The following is a 19,336-nucleotide window of genomic DNA, read 5'->3' as shown; positions in this document are numbered from 1 at the left end:
AATCACAGGAAGGAAAATCCTATCAAATTATTTTTCAATTACAAGTTGCCGGAATGTTCTTCAATACCCGATTTTACTGCCTTTTTCCACCCTGAATAATACTTATGCATATCTTCTTTATACTTACCAGAGCTTATCACAGACTTTTGAGCATCCACGTTCCTGATCTCATCTAAATTGCTAAAGATCCCTGCACCTAACCCCGAAAGATAAGCAGCTCCTAAGGCTGATACATCCGGCATTTTTCCATTGAATACTTTCGTATCTAATAAATCGGCCAAAAACTCTAATACAAAGAGATTTGAAGTTAGCCCACCGTTTAACATAAGCTGATGGATATCTAAGCCAGCATCAGCCTGCATCGCCTCCAGTACATCTTTAATCTGATAAGCGATCACTTCGAGGGATGCCCGAACGATATGGTTCTTATTGCAATCAAAAGTCAGGCCCTCTATGGATGCCTTTCTGTCCATATCCCAATAAGGAGCTCCTAATCCGCTAAATGCAGGAACTATATAAACCCCATTATTATTTGGAACTGAAGTTGCCATAGCTTCAGTTTGTTTGCTCTCTGAGAATAGACCCAGTTCATTTTTGAGCCATTCAATAGTTGATCCGCAGGAGACAATTACACCTTCCAGGGCATAATCCACACGTTCCTCGGTACTCCAGCAAATGGTAGTGATCATACCGCTGGCGGATACTTTAGGTTCGTTACCTATATTCATTAGCACAGAGCAACCCGTTCCTAAAGTAGCTTTTGCAGTTCCGGGGATAGTACATCCTTCACCAAAAGCAGCCGCATGAGAATCTCCAATCATAGCTGTAATGGGTAAGGGCTCTTCGAATAAGCCTTCAAATAAAGATTCACCGAAATGATATGCAGATGGTTTAGGTTCAGGGAGATTAATTCCTGATAATCCGAAGGCATCAATTAGTGAATTATCCCAGCTCAGGTCCTTCAAATTGAAAAGTAGAGTACGGGAAGCATTCGTATAATCTGTTAAATAGTTTGTTCCTCCTGTCAATTTATAAAGAAGCCAGGTATCAATGGTTCCAAAGAACGCATCCCCGGATTGAAGATTATTTTTTACAGATCCAATATTCTCATTCAGCCAAATAAGTTTACTGCCCGAAAAATACGGGTCAATAATTAAGCCTGTCTTATTTTTAACAGTTTCTTCTAGTCCCTCGGCTATAAGTTTTGTACAAACTTCAATAGACCGTTTGCATTGCCATACCACAGCGTTATACAATGGTTTTCCGGCTTTATCCCAAACAAGAAACGTTTCTCTTTGATTGGAAATCCCGCATGACTTAATGTCTTTTATATCACCACCATTAGCAGTAAAATTCTCAAGACAAGCTTTAACTGATTGCAACACATTTTTGTAGATTTCATCCGGCTCCTGCTCTACCCAGCCCCCTTCCATATAATGCGTTTTAAGCGGCTCGGTGGCTTTCGATAATACATTTCCTGATTTGTCAAAAACAATTGTTTTTGTACTGCTCGTTCCCTGGTCTATAGCCAGAATGTAAGAATTTGCCATTTTTATTCAGCCTTAGAATTTGCCTTATCAATAATTACTGCTAAAAGAATTACAAAACCTTTAACAACCTGTTGCCAAAATGGAGATACATCAAGCAGAACCAAACCGTTGTTTAAAACTCCGATGATGATTGCTCCCAGCACAGTTCCCATTATAGTCCCCCTGCCTCCTGAGAGAGACGTACCACCAATTACTACTGCGGCTATTGAATCCAGTTCATAACTCATACCTGCATTAGGCTGTGCTGAATCCAATCTGGAAGTCACCATTATTCCTCCAATTGCTGCCAAAGCGCCAGCAATAGTATATACCAGTATTTTAACTTTATTAATATTAATTCCCGAAAGCCTGGAAGCATTTTCGTTACCTCCAATAGCATAAATATATCTTCCGAAAGCTGTTTTATTGGAAATAATAATTGCTGCAACTACTATTACAGTGGCTATCCAAACCAAAAGAGGAATTCCTAAAAACCAGCCTGTTCCTATAAAAGCAAAATTGCTGCCCAGGTTTGAAATGGGATACCCCTTTGTCCAGAGCATAGTGAAGCCTCTGGCTACGGTAAGCATTGCCAATGTAGCTACAAATGGAGGCACTTTAAAACGGGTGATTACCCAACCATTAAAAAAACCGAGAGCTGAGCCTGTTACAATTCCGGCTAATATTGTTCCGAGAAGTGTAAAGCCGAGGATAGAATCATTAGGCAGTCCGATTCCGGACTTTAATAAACCTGCTGCAATAGCTCCGCTTAAGGCGAGAACTGAACCCACAGAAAGATCGATGCCTGCAGTAAGAACAACTAATGTCATACCTACCGAGATGCAGATATTAACAGAGATTTGCCTTAACACGTTCCATCCGTTATCAACTGTTAGAAACTTATCTGAGAGCAGACTTAAGGCCAGGCAAAGTATAAAGAGCGCTATTGATGATTGAAATTTTGCAAGTTTTGAACGGTATTGAGAAATACTCATTTTTAATATAATTAAATAGTTTTAGGGATTGCTGCCTTTAAAATATTATCTTCATTTGCTTCTTTCGAAGTAAATTCATGTGTTAATCTTCCTTCTGATAAGACCAGTATCCGGTCTGACACCGCCAGGATCTCAGGTAATTCTGATGAAACCACAATAAGCCCCAGACCTGCTTCGGAAAGCTCAAATATTAATTTGTAAATTTCGTTCTTGGCATTGGCATCTATTCCGCGTGTTGGTTCGTCCAGCATTAATATTTTGGGTTTAGTAGCCAGGCAACGTGCTAATACCACTTTTTGCTGGTTACCGCCGCTTAAGTTTTTTACCTGCTGATGCACTGAAGGGGTTTTTATATTAAGAGACGATTTATATTTTTCGGCCACCTCAAGCTCTTTATTTTTACTCAGCAAGCCAGCTGTGCTGATTTCTTTTAATATGCTTAAACTGATATTGGTCTTTACATCCAGTCCTAATACTAATCCATCTTTTTTCCTGTCTTCCGGAACTAAAACGATACCAGCTTCTATCGCTTCCTGCGGAGACTTCAACTTAATAATTTGATTATCTACAGCTATTGAACCGGTACAAAGTAAGGGATGCAATCCTAATATAGTTTCCAGAAGCTCGGTCCGTCCGGCGCCCATTAATCCGAAAACGCCAAGTATTTCTCCGGCCTTTAAATGAAATGAAATGCCCTTTAGCAGAAGTTTTTCTGAATCATCTTTCCTGCAAAGTGTTAAGTTGTCGACTCTTAAAATTTCTTTGGTACCAGGGATCCGCTGCCCCTTATCTAATGACTTAATATCACGACCCACCATTTTCTTTATGATTGCATCATGATCCACAGAATTCATTTCACCTGTTTCTGTTACTCTCCCGTCACGCAGAACAATATACTTGTCGGCTATCCTGAATAATTCATCCAATTTGTGAGAGATATACACAATGGCCTTATTCTCGCTCCTTAAATTCTCAATTATTGTAAACAGGATCTCTACTTCATGGTCGCTGATTGCAGACGTGGGTTCATCCATGAAAATCACCTCTGAGTCTAATAATAATGCTTTTGCAATTTCCACGACTTGCTGTTGCCCTACTTTAAGATCTCTGATAAGTGTTTCAGGACTAACATGAAGTTCCAGCCTGGCGAGAAGCTCCTGAGTTTTCAGTCGCATCGCCTTTTTGTCGAGCATACCTAAACCTGTAGAAATTTCCCTGCCCAAAAACACATTTTCGGTGATACTCAAATCTGGGATCAGGTTTAATTCCTGATGGATAATAGCTATGCCCTGATCCTGAGCTTCTTTCGGATTAGCGAAACGGACTTCTTTTCCCTTGAAAATAATTCTTCCATCATACTCGGGGTAAACTCCGGAAAGAATTTTCATTAAAGTAGATTTACCGGCACCATTCTCACCAATAATAGCGGTTACCTTTCCGGAAGGCAATTCCATCGATACCTCATCAAGAGCAATTACTCCCGGGAATTTTTTTCCTATTTTTTCTGCTACTAACAAAATAAATTAGTTTGATATACTCAGTTTTAACGGGATGATTTCAAAATTTTCGGGCTTAGGCATAGCTTCGTCTAACTCAATTACTCCTAAAAATTCAATTTTGTCCCCCTTTTTAACTTTCGATTTAAATGGCGGTAAGATTTCGGTTTTTATCAGCTTATTAATTTCTTCAGACAGATCATTAAGGTCCATGGTATTATCAAAGTCATTGATAGAAATTAATCCCGAACCATCGCGGGCTGCATTCCCGAAAATATATTCTGTGGCTAATTTTACTTCCGCATTCTCAGTCCCTGCGTTAATAAACACATTACTCTCGTCAGTTTTAGTAACATCACCCCTGCCCTTTACCAGGAAGTAACTAACATTATCAGCGCTTTTCCCCTGAGAATACTTATAAACCTGTTTAGGATCAGATTTGAAATCTGACAGGAACTTTGTGATGTCTACAGCCTTATTTACAGATTTCGGAACCTTTTGGAAAAGATATTCTCTGGCATAAGCTTTGGCATCAAAGGCTTTTTTCTCTCCCGCGTTAAAATCACTTTCTTTTTTTATATAAACAGAGTTATAAGCAACTAAGCCAACAAGGATTAAACCCAGGGCATAACCGATTGATTTCTTTAACATGCCTATTCTTTTTTTCCGTAAGCAATATACTTTTCGATATTATCCGCTGTAACCACTTCTACAGTAATCGGCAATTTTTTAGGAAAGTCTTTTTTGCCATTGAAGTATTCATGCGCAAAAGTGGCAGCAGTTTCTGCTATAGTTTTTGGGAACTGCATCGCGGTAGCCGTTAATTTCCCTTCCTTGATAGAATTAATCGCATCTTCTGCTCCATCAAAGCCAAAGACTTTTACTTTTTCTGCTTTACCTGCAGCTACGAGAGCCTGGTAAGCACCCATGGCCATGGCGTCGTTCCCGCAAAAAATACCATCTATATCAGGATGCGCCTGAAGTATTGATTCCATTACTTCCATCGCCTTGTTCCGGTCGAAATCAGCACTTTGCTGTGCAACCATTTTAATGCCGGGATAATTGTCGACTACACTATGGAATCCTTTTGAACGATTCCATGTATTATTGTCGGAAACAATTCCAAGCAGTTCAACATAGGTGCCTTTTTTATTTAATTGCTCCACAAATAATTTCCCCAACTTGATACATGCTGAATAGCTGTCGGAAAGGATCTGTGAGGTAGCAGCATCTTTAGAGTTGATCTCCCGGTCCATGCAAAAAACCGGAATTCCGGCATCTTTGGCCTTCACAACATTGGTTACCGAACCCGCGGCATCTGTTGGATTAAATAAAATTGCATTATAGCCTGAGGCTATTGCATTTTCAAAATGATCGCTTTCTAAAGCTGTATTATTTTGGGAATCAAAAATTTTCGATTCATAGCCCAGTTCTTTAGCTTTTTTAGCTGCGGTTTCGGCAAGGAAAACAAACCAAGGGTTGTTCAAAGTAGAAACTACTATGGCAATTTTTTTAGGCTGCGCTGATTTATCGGAATTGCTGCAACTTGCCAGTATTGCAAGGAGAAGTACAGCCAGAGTTAATCGTTTCATGAAATTGGGTTTTACAAAAGGTTAGTATATTTTTATTTAATGTAATTCATTTTATGCGTTAATTTTATCTAAAACATTTAATGCTGTGTTGGTAAGGCCCTCTTCAGAAATCCCGTAATGGTTAAAAATTTCGGTCTGAGATCCGGTTACGGTGTATTCATCGGGAATACCAACAATTTTAAATGGTTTATTATATCTGTTTTCAAGAAGGAAGGATGCACATGCTTCACCCAGGCCACCATTTACACTATGTTCTTCAACCGTGATTATGGCATTGGTGCTTTCGGCAAGAGATTTAATCAGAGTATGGTCTAAAGGCTTGATGGTATGCATACTTACAACAGTTGCTTCAATCCCGTACTGTGATTTCAGTTTTTCTGCGGCCTGGAGTGCCGGATAAACTGTTTCCCCGGTTGCTATAAACGTTAGATCTTTTCCCTGTTTAATCACACGTCCTTTTCCAAAACTGAATGAATCTGAATTGTCTTCCCTTAAAGGAAGCATTGGTTTTTTTCCAAAACGAAGATACACCGGAGTATTTAATTTACTCGCCTGGATAATGGCTTGTTCCGTTTCGTAACTGTCTGCAGGTGCGGCAATAATGATATTGTTAATTGCCCTTAATACCGCAAAATCATGAAGACTATGGTGGGTAGACCCTAAAGCCCCGTAGCTTACACCGGCGCTGATACCAATTAACTTTACAGGATTATCAGTATACGCGACATCATTTTTTATTTGTTCCAAGGCTCTTGCGGTAAGGAAGCAGGCCGGCGACACCGCAAAAACTTTCTTTCCGGCAGATGCGAGTCCGGCAGCAACTCCAACCAGATTTTGCTCGGCAATACCAATTTCAACTATCTGTTTCGGGAACTTTTTCCCAAACGCCACCAGTTTTCCTGACCCGCGTGAATCGCTTGTTACTACAATTATATCTCTGTCATCGCCGGCTAAATTTTCCAAAGCCAGGGAGAACACTTCAAGGTTAGGTTTTGCGTTGCTTGTTTGATTATCAATAAGCTGACTTCCCATATATATCTCTTCTCTTTCTTAAACTAATTCTATTGCTTCAGTTAATTCTTTAATTGCATCATTGTACTGTTGCGGGTTTGGAACGCCATGATGCCAGCTAATCTGATTTTCCATAAAACTCACACCCTTACCTTTAACTGTATGAGCAATGATGAGGCTTGGTTGTCCTTCAGAAAATGGCAGGCTGTCAAATGCTTCCTTCAATGCTTTTAAATCGTGTCCGTCTACATGCTTAACTGCCCAACCGAAACTTTCGAACTTTTTGTCCACCGGATCGGTATTGCACACATCTGCAGTTCTTCCGGAAATTTGAAGGTCATTTTTATCGATTATGGCACATAAGTTATCCAGCTTGTAATGAGCCGCTGTTAAAGCAGCCTCCCAATTAGACCCTTCAGGTAATTCTCCGTCGCCTAGTAGTGTAAAAACCCGGAAATCCTTTTCGTCCAATTTTGCTGCAATTGCATTACCCACACTAAGAGACAAACCATGCCCTAATGCACCGGTGTTTTGCTCCACACCTTTTACTTTCCTGGTGGGATGACCGATATAATGCGATTTGTATTTGCAAAGAGTATTTAAGTCCTCTTCGGGAAAGAAACCTTTGTCTGCAAGAACTACATACAACGCTTCCACACAATGCCCCTTACTTTGAATATACCGGTCACGATCAGGAGAAGTAAAATTCTCAGGACTTACCTTTAACGTATAATTGTATAAAACATTAAGAATATCAACACAGGATAAACTTCCTCCTGTATGACCGGCATTTGCTCCAACAATATATTTTAATATCCGCTGGCGATATACATTTGATTTAACTGTTAATTCTGTTTCAGTCATCACGCTCATTTTAATTTTCCGGGAAATGATTATAGACTTCCCAGCCCATATAGTTTCCAAGGGCTTCCTGTAGTATACCTGCTGTTTTAGACGCATTCATAACAACATGATGCTCAAATCCATTACGGCAGACATATTGCATTAAGCCCTGTAAATTTGGAATTTCGGCAACCGCACGATTTCCAAAAGTATTTAGAGGATCATCGGTAAGCATACCTTCTCCTAAATAGGCTTTAATTATTCCTTTAGGATCATCAGTACTTATTCGGCCATAAGTTAAAGGGGACGCAGGTGTCCGGCCATCTAAAGCGCCATAGGTATTTTCAACACCAACTGTTGTACCCAAAATAGGTGCATTACTGATTTGGATATCCGGCAAAAATGATTTTGCCCAGTTTCCGCAATGAAATAACACGCATTTGTTATCATCGTCGGCATAGTTATTATTCCAGTCAACCAAGGCACTTGGGGATCCGGATGCAAGCTGCATAGCGTACATGGTTAAGGTACCGGTAACGTCTACTTCACAAGCGCTGGGAAGCATGTTTTCACTCATCATACTCATGCTGGTGCACACGTTGCAGCCGTAGTTTTTCTGAAGCGAGGTCCAGCACTGAATTGCTGTAGCATCTAAATAATTGTCCTGCATAAACTTGTTAAGTACAACGTCCAGTTTTGCAATCTGAATGAGTGCTTCATCAGGGGTTTTACCAACCGGTGCATAAGCCAGTATTTTATCCAGATGAGCTTTAACTTCAGCATGATCCTTTGTCAGCTTATTCGCATTACCCAGAATCTCAGAAAGATCTACCGTGGTAACAGAAATTCCGTTCCGCTGAAGAATCTTTTCGCTATACCGAACAGTGTTAAATCCCCCCGGCCTTGCTCCCACTGCACCGATTCTAACCTTACGCAGACCTCGTACAACACGGCAAACAGCTATGAAATCCAATATCTCTTGTGCAAAATCAGGGTCTTTAGGATTAATAACATGCTTTTCAGTTAGGGTATATTTTATACCATACTGATAAAGGTTATTACATACAGAAATTTTCCCGCACCAGGAGTCCCTCCTTCTGGCAACATCCAGTTTAGTTAATTCATCGGGATAGGCCTGAATCAAAACCGGTACATTTAAACCTGCAAGTTTCAGAGTTTCGGCCACGCCACGTTCATCTCCAAAATTTGGCAATATTACAAGAATACCCGTAATTTCATCCTGATGCTTTCTGAAGAGAGCTGCGCATCTCTGAGCATCACTATAGCTCTCAACACCGCCCAGTTTAGTTTCAAATTCGTCGAGTATTTTATAATCGAGATTAAGCTTTTCAAATTGCTCTATAATGTCTGCACGAGCCTCTGATACCAATTTATCAGGAAAAAAATCTCTGTTACCTATAACAATACCTATACAACCTTTTTCTTTCATTTAATTTCTATTTTGCTAGTATTATTTCAATTTCATTGTCCTGAAAAACCCGCTTATCCCGCTCGCTTATAGCACTGTCAGTAATTACATAGTTTATAAGTGACAAAGCTCCCAGACTCGCAAAGGAGCTCTTCCCTATTTTTGTTGAATCAGCTACAAGAAAAATTGTTTCTGCTGCATTAATCATCGCTTTTTTAACTACAATATCACTAATGCTGGGATAGGTTAATCCAGCTTTTAAAGACAGTCCGGCCGTAGCCAGAAAGAGTTTTTGGGCGAAAATGCCATGGAAAAAATCAGCTGCCTTCTGACCTGTAAGTGATAAGGTAGGCGGTTTAAATTCACCACCGGTTACAACAACTTCAATTCCCGGTTCTGTTCCTAACATCATAGCAATATTCAATGCATTGGTAATCACCGTGAGATTTTTAAATCCTTTAAGCTTCTTTGCTATTTCAGTAGTGGTCGATCCGGAGTCCAGGATTATAGTATCTCCCGTCTCAATATACTCCAGGCATTTATTAGCAATTTGCTCCTTCTTATCAAGATTCTCCTGATTTGACAAAGACAAACTTCTCACCTGATCTTCAATATTTTTCAAATACGCTCCGCCATGCTCGCGAATGAGTAAACCATCTTTCTCGAGTTTTTCCAGATCCTGGCGGATAGTAACTTCTGTTACTTTAAATAATTTCGCAAGATCTATGACCTTCGCAGAACCATCCTCTTTTAATAATCCAATAATTTTATCTTTTCGCTGGTTAGGAAGCATATAATTGTGAGAAATCAGGTTATTTTTACAAGCCTTCGATTACTTTCTTTTTCAAATATAAAACAAATAAAAGAAAATAAACAAAAATGGAAACAATTAATTCGGAGGTGCGATATTGGTTTACCTTAAAGGCGGAAGGGGTTTAGAAAGAAGCATTAATTTGGTCTCCCAGCCCTGATTAGACGGAAAGACAAGAATCAGTATCTATGAGACACTGATTCTTTATGGAGGTATGTAAGCAGGAAGTTTCGGAAATTAATTAACTCCCCATTTTTTTGCCCATTGGGGGAAGGTTTTTATTAATTTTTCAGGGGAATTAGTATACCAGCTATATCCATTTCGGCGCTCATGGCCTATTTCGGCAAGGGTGTTTTTCTTAACCCCATCACGATCACTGAAATACGGTTTACCTGTTTCTAAATCGTAAAATCGCGCCCAAATAGCGGGGGCACTTTTATCTTCAACAACTATCCGGTTTTTCTTTCCGTTCTGATCGGTTTCAGAATCCAGCTTTATACCTTCTATTTTATTAGTTTCAAACCATTTAACTGAACCTTTTACAGCGTTCACAATCTCTTTAGAGGGACTATTAATATCCATCAATAGCATTGTAATACCAACAGATTCCGAACCGCTGAATGACGCTAGTTCGTAAGCCCGTGCATTAGCGGGGGCAAAAGTGAATTCATCATGCTGGGCACACCATACAGTTGGTTTGCCGTCTATCTTTATCTGTGTTTTTAGAATACAGTCGATTCCTTTATCAAAAGAAGCTTTGGCTTTCTGCTTCAATTCCTTACTCACAGGCATGGCTGCAAAAGAAGATTTTTCTTCTGTGATATCTTTAAGGAATCTGAGCACATTTACTATAGCATCGTCATTGTAAGTAATATGTGTTGCATATGCGACGGAATTCCCTTTTCGAAAAGGATAGAATTGAGGCCATCCCCCGTTATCATATTGCGCCTCAAGAATATAATTGAATCCTTTTTCAAAAGCTTTATAGTAACGCGGGTCTTGATTAACTGTATACACTTTACTGAGAAAGATCATTTCAGTAAGGGTAGCGCCGTTATCAAATGTTGCACCGATCTCCGATTTGTCTTTTATAATCTGTGCCTTTTGAGCTGAAGTTAGCGGGTGATGGAGTGGCAGGTTTTTGGTCCAGCCACCAATGTCTTTCTGATAGATCAATACGTTTTCGGCAACTAATTTCGCTTCGTTAGATCCATACCATGAATCGGGCATTTTCGCCGCGACTTGTTTCCAGCTCAAATCAAGATAATTTGATTTTTGAGTCTCTTGTGCCGAAACAAGTGAGCTTAAAAAGATACTCCCTGCAAAAATTAAAGCAGTGGAAAAATTCATTGTTTTCATATTTTTTTTATCGGAATTGATTAGAGGATAATTCGCCGCTAAATTCACAAAATCAATTAGTAACCTTAATAACATTTATGCTACAATTCATTTTAAAAAGTCAGAAGTGTATTTATTATTCACGTTTCTAAAAGCATTCAGTGTATTGAAATTTGATCATGCAGTTTAAACTTAAATTAATTTCTGCAACAGATTCACTTTCGATTTATTTCATTTCAAATATAAAGTAAATATTCGAAGCACGAATCATCGGTGAACGCCCGAATCAGCCAGGTATATTATTTTTGTCGTTCTCATCTCTGTGCAAGATCGCTTTGATTCGATTTATGTGAATCTGAGATAACTCTGCCCTCTCCAGAGATGATTTTAAAGTGGCACCTGTTTGTTGCTTTGAAAGAGTTGTAAGCAAATTTTTTCTTTCTTCGAACATTCTAAGGGCAACCCACATAGTTTCTTCAATCTTCCTGGTTTGTTCTGCTAAAAGGGATGTTGCAGTATAGGCATGACCGGTATGGCAACGATACCGTGTAAAAGAACCCAACGCTACTTCCCATAAAACCCCGCCGCATCCCGGGCAATTAAAAGGCACCTGATCACCAACAGCATTAACAGCAGGTAGATCACTTAAAACCCGTTTTGCTATGTCAGACTCAATTATAATATCCTTTGGGATCGCAGTGTTAGGTTTACTTATCTTCTTGCCGGTAAGCTGATAAAGCAAGGTTCCCATTTCAGATATAGGAATACAATAATTGACGTTCACCTGGTTCAAAGCATTTGTGGGCATATCAGGGTATTCCGCATCTTTAGGGTCCTGAACGATACAAATTCCTCCACACCTTTCGATAGCCTTAAGGCCTGCAGTTCCATCATCAAGGTATCCGGACAAAATAATTCCGATAGCCTTATTTCTATAGGCTACTGCCGCAGACCTGAACAGAGGATCAATTGCGGGGCGCCACCTGTTTTCCTGTGCCCCCTTTGTTACCAAAAGTTTTGAGCCTTCAGTAACCATTAAATGATGATCAGAAGGAGCGATATATACGTAGCCCGGCAATATCTTTATCCCATTTTTTGCATGTTTACATTTTAATTTTCCAAGATCATTTATAGAATCTAAAAGAACATTCCCGGTAGCATCAGCAGAAATATGCTGAACGACTAATATGGGGGCTGGAAAATCAGACTCAAATTGATTTAATAATTCTTTTAAAGCACTAAGTCCACCTGCTGAAGTACCTATGACTATAATCCGGGATTCCTGATCCTGTTTTTCTTTTTTTAATGTGTTCATGTTTGTAGACTGAATCCCTGAATATACATATTATTATAGGTTTTGCCTTTCCATTTTTTTCATAAAGAATTTATATGAAAATTTCAGTACGCCCCATCATGAAATTTAAAATTCTTAAAACAACGAAGGCTAAATGCCTTTTATATTAGTGAATAATTATATACTGATAGAATTTGCTTGTTTTTACCCATCAGAGTTAGGAAAGGGAGAATAATCACAGTAAACAATCCCTGACAAAAAAAGTGCTTTGCATGCTTAACTCTGAAGATAAGGAGATTATTTTATGAGGATTGCCCAAATAGCACCTTTGTATGAATCTGTTCCTCCAAAAATGTACGGCGGAACAGAAAGAGTGGTGCATTATTTAACTGAGGAACTTGTTATTCAAGGACATGATGTAACCCTGTTTGCTTCTGGTGATTCTGTTACCAGCGCCAAATTAATTTCAACGGTGGAAACTGGTTTACGTTTGAAGCAAGACTGTACAGACTCTTTAGCTCACCATATGCTTGAGATACAGGAAGTATTCGACCGGGCGGATGATTTTGATATACTTCACTTTCATATTGATTACCTTCATTTTCCTTTTTCTGAAAAACTCCACGTTCCCCGCGTAACAACTTTGCATGGACGATTAGATATTCCTGATTTACAGCCACTATATAACAAGTTTAGAAGTCAGAAGGTCATATCTATTTCCAATAATCAAAAAAAACCGCTTCCCCAGGCAAATTGGATGGGAACCGTCTATCATGGCTTACCCAGGAATTTACTTCCACAGGGTGAGGGTAACGGCGGATACCTGGCTTTTGTAGGACGCATTTCTCCGGAAAAAGGAGTGGATAAAGCCATTGAGATCGCGATTAAATCTGACATCCCTTTAAAAATAGCGGCAAAAATTGACAATGCTGACAAGGAATATTATGAACTGCATATCAAACATCTATTAAAACACCCATTAATTGAGTTTTATGGCGAAATAAATGAAGATGAGAAAAAGGATTTCCTGGGTAAAGCCAGGGCAATGCTTTTTCCGATTAACTGGGAAGAACCTTTTGGTATGGTGATGATTGAATCTATGGCATGTGGCACGCCTGTAATTGCTTTTAGTTGCGGCTCCGTGCCGGAAGTAATTGATGACAATGAAAGCGGATTTATCGTACACAATGTTAATGAAGCAGTGCAGGCTGTTAGAAAAATAGACCAACTTAAACGCAATAAAGTCAGAGAAATTTTTGAAAAACGATTTACAGCTTCAAGAATGGCTGAGGATTATCTACAAATTTATACTTCAATCATAAACGATCAGAATTCAGCCAGACCAAGACATCTTAACTTTAGATCCTTCGATACGGAGGTTGAAGGAACTTTATCAAGAAAAATAATATAAAACCGCATCAATTCCTAAACCAGGCAAAAAGAGTAAACACACCTTAAAAGTATAGTTATGCAATCAGATGAATCTTTGTTAGAAGAAGATAAATTTCATATTTCAGCAGATGCTGTAAACGCAGATGACCGGATAAATATTCTTAACCATTCTAACACTTTTGCAATATTCGACAGGTGGGGTAATATTTATCCTCATGGAAAAATGGTACAGGGTATTTATCATGAAGGAACCCGGTATATCAACAAACTAATTCTTACTATTAACAATAAAAAGCCTTTACTCTTAAGCAGTACCATAAAAGAGGATAACGATATACTTTCTGTGGACCTTACTAATCCGGCAATTACTTCATTGAGCCTGCCTGATAATACGGTTCATATCTCAAGAAAGCAGTTTGTTCGGGACGGAGCTTTTTATGAAGAAATAGATTGCAGCAATTTTGGTAATAAAGAATGCTCATTAACCATGGAGCTGGTATTTGATGGAGATTTCAAAGATATTTTTGAGATAAGAGGCATTGAGAGATATGTCGTGAAAAATCAGGTGAAATATTGCGATTCGGGAGAACAGTGCATGATGGAGTACACCGGGAGTGATGGAATAAAAAGAACAAGTATTTTTCATATCACAACCGATGTAGAGTATCTCATAAAGAACAATAAAATTTTCTTCACCTTAAATCTTGAATTACAAAAAACTTCAAGAATAACTTATTCGCTAAGTTTCGTAACAGGTGATAAACTATCTGAAGTAATTAACTATAACGATGCTAAATATCTCATTGAACAGGAAAGGAATAAAACCAGCATATTATTTGCCAATATTACCACATCCAACGAAAAGTTTAATCATTGGATAAACCGTTCGAAAGCAGACCTGCTTTCATTATTGGCACAAACAGAAACAGGTAAATATCCTTATGCCGGAGTTCCATGGTATAATACTCCTTTTGGCCGCGATGGGATCATCACCGGTATAGAAACGCTCTGGCTGATACCAGAGATTAGCAGGGATGTATTGTTATTCCTGGCCTCAAAACAAGCTACACAACTTATTCCTGAAAAGGATGCCGAACCGGGTAAAATCCTTCATGAGGCCCGGACCGGGGAAATGGCGAATACTGGAGAAGTTCCTTTTAAAGAATATTATGGTACTATCGATGCTACTCCTTTATTCGTTATGCTGGCCGGCATGTATTACGACCGGACCGCAGATCTTGAATTTATAAAACAACTCTGGCCCAATATAAAAGCTGCAATAGAATGGATAAACATCTATGGAGATCTGGACGGAGATGGTTTTGTAGAATATGAGCACAAGGCAAAAAACGGACTTACAAACCAGGGATGGAAAGACTCTTATGATTCTGTAATGGATGAATGGGGCGAATTAGCGAGTACTCCTATTGCTCTATGCGAAGTACAGGGGTATGTTTTTGCAGCTAAACAGCAAGCATCCAAACTTGCTTTACTTTTAAATGAAGAAGAATTTGCTAAGCGTTTATCGGAAGAGGCCAAATTGTTAAAACAAAATTTCAATGAAAAATTCTGGGATAAAAACCTGAATTGTTATGTACTTGCTCTTAATGGAGACAAAAATCCTTGCCGGGTCGTTTCATCAAATGCCGGTCATTGCCTTTTTACCGAAATTGCCGATGAAGAAAAAGCCAGGAAACTTGCTGATACTTTATTAAGCAGTAGTATGTTCAGCGGATGGGGAATTCGAACTCTTTCCTCTACGGAAAAAAGATATAATCCAATGTCTTACCACAATGGCTCTATATGGCCTCATGACAATGCACTTATCGCTTATGGTTTTGCTCAATATGGCTTTAGAGACCATGTGATAAAACTTACAGAATCTATTTACCAAGCCTCGCTATATATCGACATGCAGCGTCTGCCGGAATTATATTGTGGTTTCGAAAGAAGAAATAGTCAGGGACCAACGCTGTATCCTGTTGCATGCTCCCCTCAGGCATGGTCTGTTGCCGTAGTATTTATGATTTTACAGGCCTGCCTCCAGATTAAAATAGATGCGCCATCTAAATCGATTTCATTCAATCGGACTGTGCTTCCCGAATATCTTGAACAAATTTCAATTTCTAACCTTGCATTGGGAACTGGTGCCTGCAGTTTATTAATCAATCGTTTCCATAATGATGTCAGTTTCAACCTTCTTAAAAAACCAGATGACTGGGACATACTGATTAAAAAATAGTATTAAAACCGGATTAAGAAGAGCAGATAATGGAAATGTGTGGCGGGCCGAAGTATGGCTAACAGTCCATTTTAACAGGTTTGTTTTTGCTTTTCTCTGCATCGTAATGCAGTCCGGGAGTTAACCAGTATAAAAGAATTACCCTTGAAAACCTGTAATTAAAAGGTGACAGCAAAAATACTGCAGGAAAAATCACGGCTATATACAGAAGTGGCTCTTCCAGGTTGTTTGTTATAAGATATGTCAATACCGCCAGAGTAATCATCTGAGCTACATTCATACCATAACTCAGAAACATTGAAACATAAAAATAACCCGGCTCTCTTTCGAATCTCAGTTCGCAATGCGGACACATCACATTCATTTTTTGAAGCTTTAGTCCGTACATTGATCCTGCAAACATATTTCCCCTCCGGCATCTTGGGCACTTTGCATGGATTGCAGCCGCAAACTCATTAAGTTGCAAGCTGGATTCATCCATTTGAAGGGCTTGTTTATTAATTTCTAAGGTTTTCATTCTATTCTCTTTTTAAAGCATTCTTCCTAAACTCTTCTGGTGTAATTCCCGTTTGTTTTTTAAAGAACTTGGTGAAATATGAGTTATCATTAAAATTAAGTTCATACGCGATTTTTGAAATGGGCAGATCCAGATTTACCAAGAGTCTTTTTGCCTCCAACAGTATTCTGTTGCGTATTACCTCCCCTGCCGGAATTCCCAGTAAATCATTGCATAAAGCATTCAGATGATTTGGCGTTATATACAACAGTTCTGCGTATTCTCTGGGCAGCTTCAGCTTTGTAAAATGTTTTTCAATTAATTGCCTGAAGTTTTTCAAAACAGTATAATTATAAGATGATACAGAATGCTCCGGCTTTTCGATAGCAAAACCAGAAATCATAAGAAAAACTTTAAGCAATAAGACCCTTACGTAATCATCCCCGGATTTCCTGTTCCCCGACCCTTCTTTTAATATTTCCTCAAATACATCAACAATACCTTCCCGGTTATTTTCTGGTATATCAAGAACCGAATCCTGAGCTATTCCGCAGAAAAAAGTAAACCTGTCGAGATAATCGGACACCAGTAAAAACGATTGAAAAAAGGAAGCAGAAAAGTTTACCAGATAGCCATCAACTGCACTATCAAAATTCCAGCTATGTACCTGCCCTGGTACCATGAAATATATTTGATAAGGTTTAACCGCAAAATTTTGAAAGTCTATGGAATGAGTTCCCGAACCCTGTGTAAATAATACGATATGATAAAAATTATGACGGTGAGCATAATGAAGATGCTTATGGTTCATGGAATATGTTCCAAAACGACTAACTAATATATCGTCCTTTATAGCTGAAATATTATTTATGTCATATACTGGAATATCATTTCTCATGCTGATACAAATTTAAACAGAATACTTCTTCTTAAATGGTATCAGTTACTTAAGTTATGGTACTTTTCAGGGATTTGCTCATTTTTTATTAATAGTTTAATCCTTGTTGCTTTGCTTTAATAAGGGTTGCGACAAATCACAAGGTCTTCGCCTCCGAACCATTCCAGGTCTCTCTTTCAAATCAAGTTTAAATCACGACACATTTAAAACCAGAAGTTGCTTTTTACCACAAATCAGGGTTAAATACACAGTTTTGTGTAGCGTTTTATACACAAACTGTGTCAATATTGAAAATTTTTTCTAGGCTGGGTCAGGTAGATTTGATTATAAATTAAAAGTTATGGTTTCACACATACCTTCCTTATCAGGCGATAACTCCAGGCGCTACGGCATCCTGTTTTTCGTGTTCTGCAGCATGATCCTCTCAAGGGGTGTTTTTGCGCAAATTCAGCCACCTGCGATCATAGGGATCAACTCCAGTCTTACTTCGGGAACAAGTATATCAATTTCTGTCCCGGCTGCAGGAGTTAGTTTGGGAAAAACCATTCTCGTTACTGTAGCAATGGATCCATCCAGTACTGCTGTTAGTATTACTGATACACGGGGAAATACATACACAAAGGATGCAGATGTAACAAATGGAAGTGTGGCAAGCGGTGTCAGGACTCTTATCTTTTCTGCACCAGTGAGCACTGCCTTAGTTTCAGCTAATTCTATTACAGTTTCTTTTGCGACTGCTGTTGTTACGAAAGCAGTTAGTGCTTTTTCAGTATCGGGATTAGTTGCCGGAAGCCTCACAGATAAGTCAAGCACCGCTACTGGTAATAGTACGATAGGGAATTCCGGTATTGCTCCGACAACGTCTCAACCCGATGAACTGTTGTTTGGTGTATTTGGTTTAGAAGACAAATCCAGTTCGGTCACCTTTGGTCCAGGGTTCTCACCACTCACATCAAATCAAACTAATTCAGGAAGTGGCACCGCTAATATCGGAGTTTTTCCAGGTTATAGGGTCGTTTCAGCAACAGGGGGGTTCTCTGCGCCTGCAACTGTGCCCGCTGTTAACTGGGCAGCTGCTCTTGTGACGTATAAAATTGATGTTCCAGCAATAGCTTCAATTTCGCGTGCTACTGCGAGTCCAAGCAATGCAACAAGTGTGTCATTTAATGTTGCCTTTAGCGAAAATGTAACCGGTGTAGATGCAACAGATTTCTCTTTGGCCAGTACTGGCGTGACAGGAGCTTCAATAAGCGGAGTAACGGGCAGTAATTCCTCGTATACTGTAAATGTCAATACAGGTTCGGGGAATGGTACTATTGGGCTTAATATAATTGATAATGAATCCGTCAAAGATGCGGATAACATTCCATTGGGAGGTACAGGTGCAGGAAATGGAAATTTCACCGGAGAAATTTACACTATCGACAAATCCTTGTCCACTCAAACATCTCTCGCGAGTTCACAAAATCCATCTGCCTATGCACAGTCTGTAACTTTTACTGCAACAGTTATTACAAATCCGTCAAGTGCTAATATACCGACAGGGACTGTTACATTTTATAGTGGTTCTACACCTTTAGGATCCGAGGTCACATTAAATGCTTCAGGTGTGGCAACATTAAATACATCTTCTCTGGAGGTTAATACTTCAGGCCATTCAATTACAGCCGTGTATACGCCGGCTGGCAACTTTATTACCAGTACTTCCAGTGCTGTACTTCAACAGGTAAACAAGGCTACGGCTTCAATTTCATTAGCCGGATTAAGCCAAACCTATGACGGTACTGCTAGATCAGTAACTGCGACTACCACGCCAGCTGGATTAACCGGAATTAGCATTACTTATGATGGTTCTTCTACGGCTCCAACTATCGCTGGATCATACGCTGTTGTAGCCTCTCTGACTAATGCTAATTACGCAGCCGATAATGCCACAGGCAATCTTGTGATTGGCAAGGCTTCGGCTAGCA

General features: G+C 39.2%; 16 protein-coding genes. 3 read left to right on the top strand and 13 right to left on the bottom strand.

All coding sequences use genetic code 11. The annotated features are described in order from the left end of the window. Window positions 1-38: 38 nt before the first annotated feature. From WG906_RS05500 to WG906_RS05450, 11 genes are all read right to left on the bottom strand, one after another. Window positions 39-1,550, bottom strand: coding sequence for an FGGY family carbohydrate kinase (locus tag WG906_RS05500; RefSeq protein WP_339991537.1), 1,512 nt, complete (start codon window positions 1,548-1,550; stop codon window positions 39-41). 2 nt (window positions 1,551-1,552) lie between these two features. After that, entirely contained in the window at window positions 1,553-2,524 is a 972-nt protein-coding gene (locus tag WG906_RS05495; RefSeq protein WP_339991536.1) for an ABC transporter permease, read from the bottom strand. 11 nt (window positions 2,525-2,535) lie between these two features. After that, window positions 2,536-4,041 carry a sugar ABC transporter ATP-binding protein gene (locus tag WG906_RS05490; protein ID WP_339991535.1) on the bottom strand — a complete coding sequence of 502 codons (1,506 nt, stop codon included), beginning with the start codon at window positions 4,039-4,041 and terminating at the stop codon, window positions 2,536-2,538. A 6-nt stretch (window positions 4,042-4,047) separates the two neighbouring features. Further along, on the bottom strand, window positions 4,048-4,671 hold the full coding sequence (locus tag WG906_RS05485; protein ID WP_339991534.1) for a DUF2291 domain-containing protein: 624 nt from the start codon (window positions 4,669-4,671) through the stop codon (window positions 4,048-4,050). Window positions 4,672-4,673: 2 nt separating this feature from the next. Continuing rightward, on the bottom strand, window positions 4,674-5,612 hold the full coding sequence (locus WG906_RS05480; protein ID WP_339991533.1) for a D-ribose ABC transporter substrate-binding protein: 939 nt from the start codon (window positions 5,610-5,612) through the stop codon (window positions 4,674-4,676). 51 nt (window positions 5,613-5,663) lie between these two features. Further along, complete coding sequence (locus WG906_RS05475) at window positions 5,664-6,644, bottom strand: transketolase family protein (RefSeq protein ID WP_339991532.1); 981 nt, start codon at window positions 6,642-6,644, stop codon at window positions 5,664-5,666. Between the two features lie 18 nt (window positions 6,645-6,662). Next, window positions 6,663-7,487, bottom strand: a complete 825-nt coding sequence (locus tag WG906_RS05470) for a transketolase (RefSeq protein WP_339991531.1) — start codon at window positions 7,485-7,487, stop codon at window positions 6,663-6,665. A gap of 10 nt (window positions 7,488-7,497) precedes the next feature. Next, window positions 7,498-8,916 (bottom strand): L-fucose/L-arabinose isomerase family protein, encoded by a 1,419-nt coding sequence (locus tag WG906_RS05465; RefSeq protein ID WP_339991530.1) that lies wholly within the window; start codon window positions 8,914-8,916, stop codon window positions 7,498-7,500. A gap of 7 nt (window positions 8,917-8,923) precedes the next feature. After that, the gene (locus WG906_RS05460; protein ID WP_339991529.1) at window positions 8,924-9,688 is read right to left on the bottom strand and encodes a DeoR/GlpR family DNA-binding transcription regulator; all 765 of its coding nucleotides are present in this window, start codon (window positions 9,686-9,688) and stop codon (window positions 8,924-8,926) included. Between the two features lie 255 nt (window positions 9,689-9,943). Continuing rightward, on the bottom strand, window positions 9,944-11,056 hold the full coding sequence (gene pelA / locus WG906_RS05455) for a pectate lyase (protein WP_339991528.1): 1,113 nt from the start codon (window positions 11,054-11,056) through the stop codon (window positions 9,944-9,946). Between the two features lie 274 nt (window positions 11,057-11,330). Continuing rightward, window positions 11,331-12,359, bottom strand: a complete 1,029-nt coding sequence (locus WG906_RS05450; RefSeq protein WP_339991527.1) for a chemotaxis protein CheB — start codon at window positions 12,357-12,359, stop codon at window positions 11,331-11,333. Between the two features lie 283 nt (window positions 12,360-12,642). Here WG906_RS05450 and WG906_RS05445 point away from each other — a divergent pair, with 283 nt between their 5' ends. After that, entirely contained in the window at window positions 12,643-13,749 is a 1,107-nt protein-coding gene (locus WG906_RS05445) for a glycosyltransferase family 4 protein (RefSeq protein ID WP_339991526.1), read from the top strand. Between the two features lie 57 nt (window positions 13,750-13,806). Continuing rightward, window positions 13,807-15,972, top strand: a complete 2,166-nt coding sequence (locus WG906_RS05440) for an amylo-alpha-1,6-glucosidase (RefSeq protein WP_339991525.1) — start codon at window positions 13,807-13,809, stop codon at window positions 15,970-15,972. Between the two features lie 58 nt (window positions 15,973-16,030). Here the strand turns inward: WG906_RS05440 and WG906_RS05435 are convergent, their stop codons facing one another. Then, window positions 16,031-16,489, bottom strand: coding sequence for a DUF983 domain-containing protein (locus WG906_RS05435; protein WP_339991524.1), 459 nt, complete (start codon window positions 16,487-16,489; stop codon window positions 16,031-16,033). Window position 16,490: 1 nt separating this feature from the next. Beyond that, on the bottom strand, window positions 16,491-17,366 hold the full coding sequence (locus WG906_RS05430) for an AraC family transcriptional regulator (RefSeq protein WP_339991523.1): 876 nt from the start codon (window positions 17,364-17,366) through the stop codon (window positions 16,491-16,493). Window positions 17,367-17,706: 340 nt separating this feature from the next. Between WG906_RS05430 and WG906_RS05425 the strand changes: the two genes are divergently transcribed. Continuing rightward, window positions 17,707-19,336, top strand: a 1,630-nt coding sequence (locus tag WG906_RS05425; RefSeq protein WP_339991522.1) for an MBG domain-containing protein, incomplete at its 3' end; no start/stop codon positions are given.

The sequence above is a fragment of the Pedobacter superstes genome (assembly GCF_037622515.1).
In the GTDB taxonomy this organism is placed as follows: domain Bacteria; phylum Bacteroidota; class Bacteroidia; order Sphingobacteriales; family Sphingobacteriaceae; genus Paradesertivirga; species Paradesertivirga superstes.
Note: the sequence above shows the minus strand (reverse complement) of the source record. Positions and strands in the feature narration are given on the sequence as shown.

What these genes read in the sequence shown, in the direction of transcription:
- WG906_RS05485 (WP_339991534.1), bottom strand. Translation starts at nt 4,671, where the DNA reads ATGTTAAAGAAATCAATCGGTTATGCCCTGGGTTTAATCCTTGTTGGC.
- WG906_RS05470 (WP_339991531.1), bottom strand. Translation starts at nt 7,487, where the DNA reads ATGACTGAAACAGAATTAACAGTTAAATCAAATGTATATCGCCAGCGG.
- WG906_RS05460 (WP_339991529.1), bottom strand. Translation starts at nt 9,688, where the DNA reads ATGCTTCCTAACCAGCGAAAAGATAAAATTATTGGATTATTAAAAGAG.
- WG906_RS05450 (WP_339991527.1), bottom strand. Translation starts at nt 12,359, where the DNA reads ATGAACACATTAAAAAAAGAAAAACAGGATCAGGAATCCCGGATTATA.
- WG906_RS05475 (WP_339991532.1), bottom strand. Translation starts at nt 6,644, where the DNA reads ATGGGAAGTCAGCTTATTGATAATCAAACAAGCAACGCAAAACCTAAC.
- pelA (WP_339991528.1), bottom strand. Translation starts at nt 11,056, where the DNA reads ATGAATTTTTCCACTGCTTTAATTTTTGCAGGGAGTATCTTTTTAAGC.
- WG906_RS05480 (WP_339991533.1), bottom strand. Translation starts at nt 5,612, where the DNA reads ATGAAACGATTAACTCTGGCTGTACTTCTCCTTGCAATACTGGCAAGT.
- WG906_RS05440 (WP_339991525.1), top strand. Translation starts at nt 13,807, where the DNA reads ATGCAATCAGATGAATCTTTGTTAGAAGAAGATAAATTTCATATTTCA.
- WG906_RS05445 (WP_339991526.1), top strand. Translation starts at nt 12,643, where the DNA reads ATGAGGATTGCCCAAATAGCACCTTTGTATGAATCTGTTCCTCCAAAA.
- WG906_RS05500 (WP_339991537.1), bottom strand. Translation starts at nt 1,550, where the DNA reads ATGGCAAATTCTTACATTCTGGCTATAGACCAGGGAACGAGCAGTACA.
- WG906_RS05465 (WP_339991530.1), bottom strand. Translation starts at nt 8,916, where the DNA reads ATGAAAGAAAAAGGTTGTATAGGTATTGTTATAGGTAACAGAGATTTT.
- WG906_RS05430 (WP_339991523.1), bottom strand. Translation starts at nt 17,366, where the DNA reads ATGAGAAATGATATTCCAGTATATGACATAAATAATATTTCAGCTATA.
- WG906_RS05495 (WP_339991536.1), bottom strand. Translation starts at nt 2,524, where the DNA reads ATGAGTATTTCTCAATACCGTTCAAAACTTGCAAAATTTCAATCATCA.
- WG906_RS05435 (WP_339991524.1), bottom strand. Translation starts at nt 16,489, where the DNA reads ATGAAAACCTTAGAAATTAATAAACAAGCCCTTCAAATGGATGAATCC.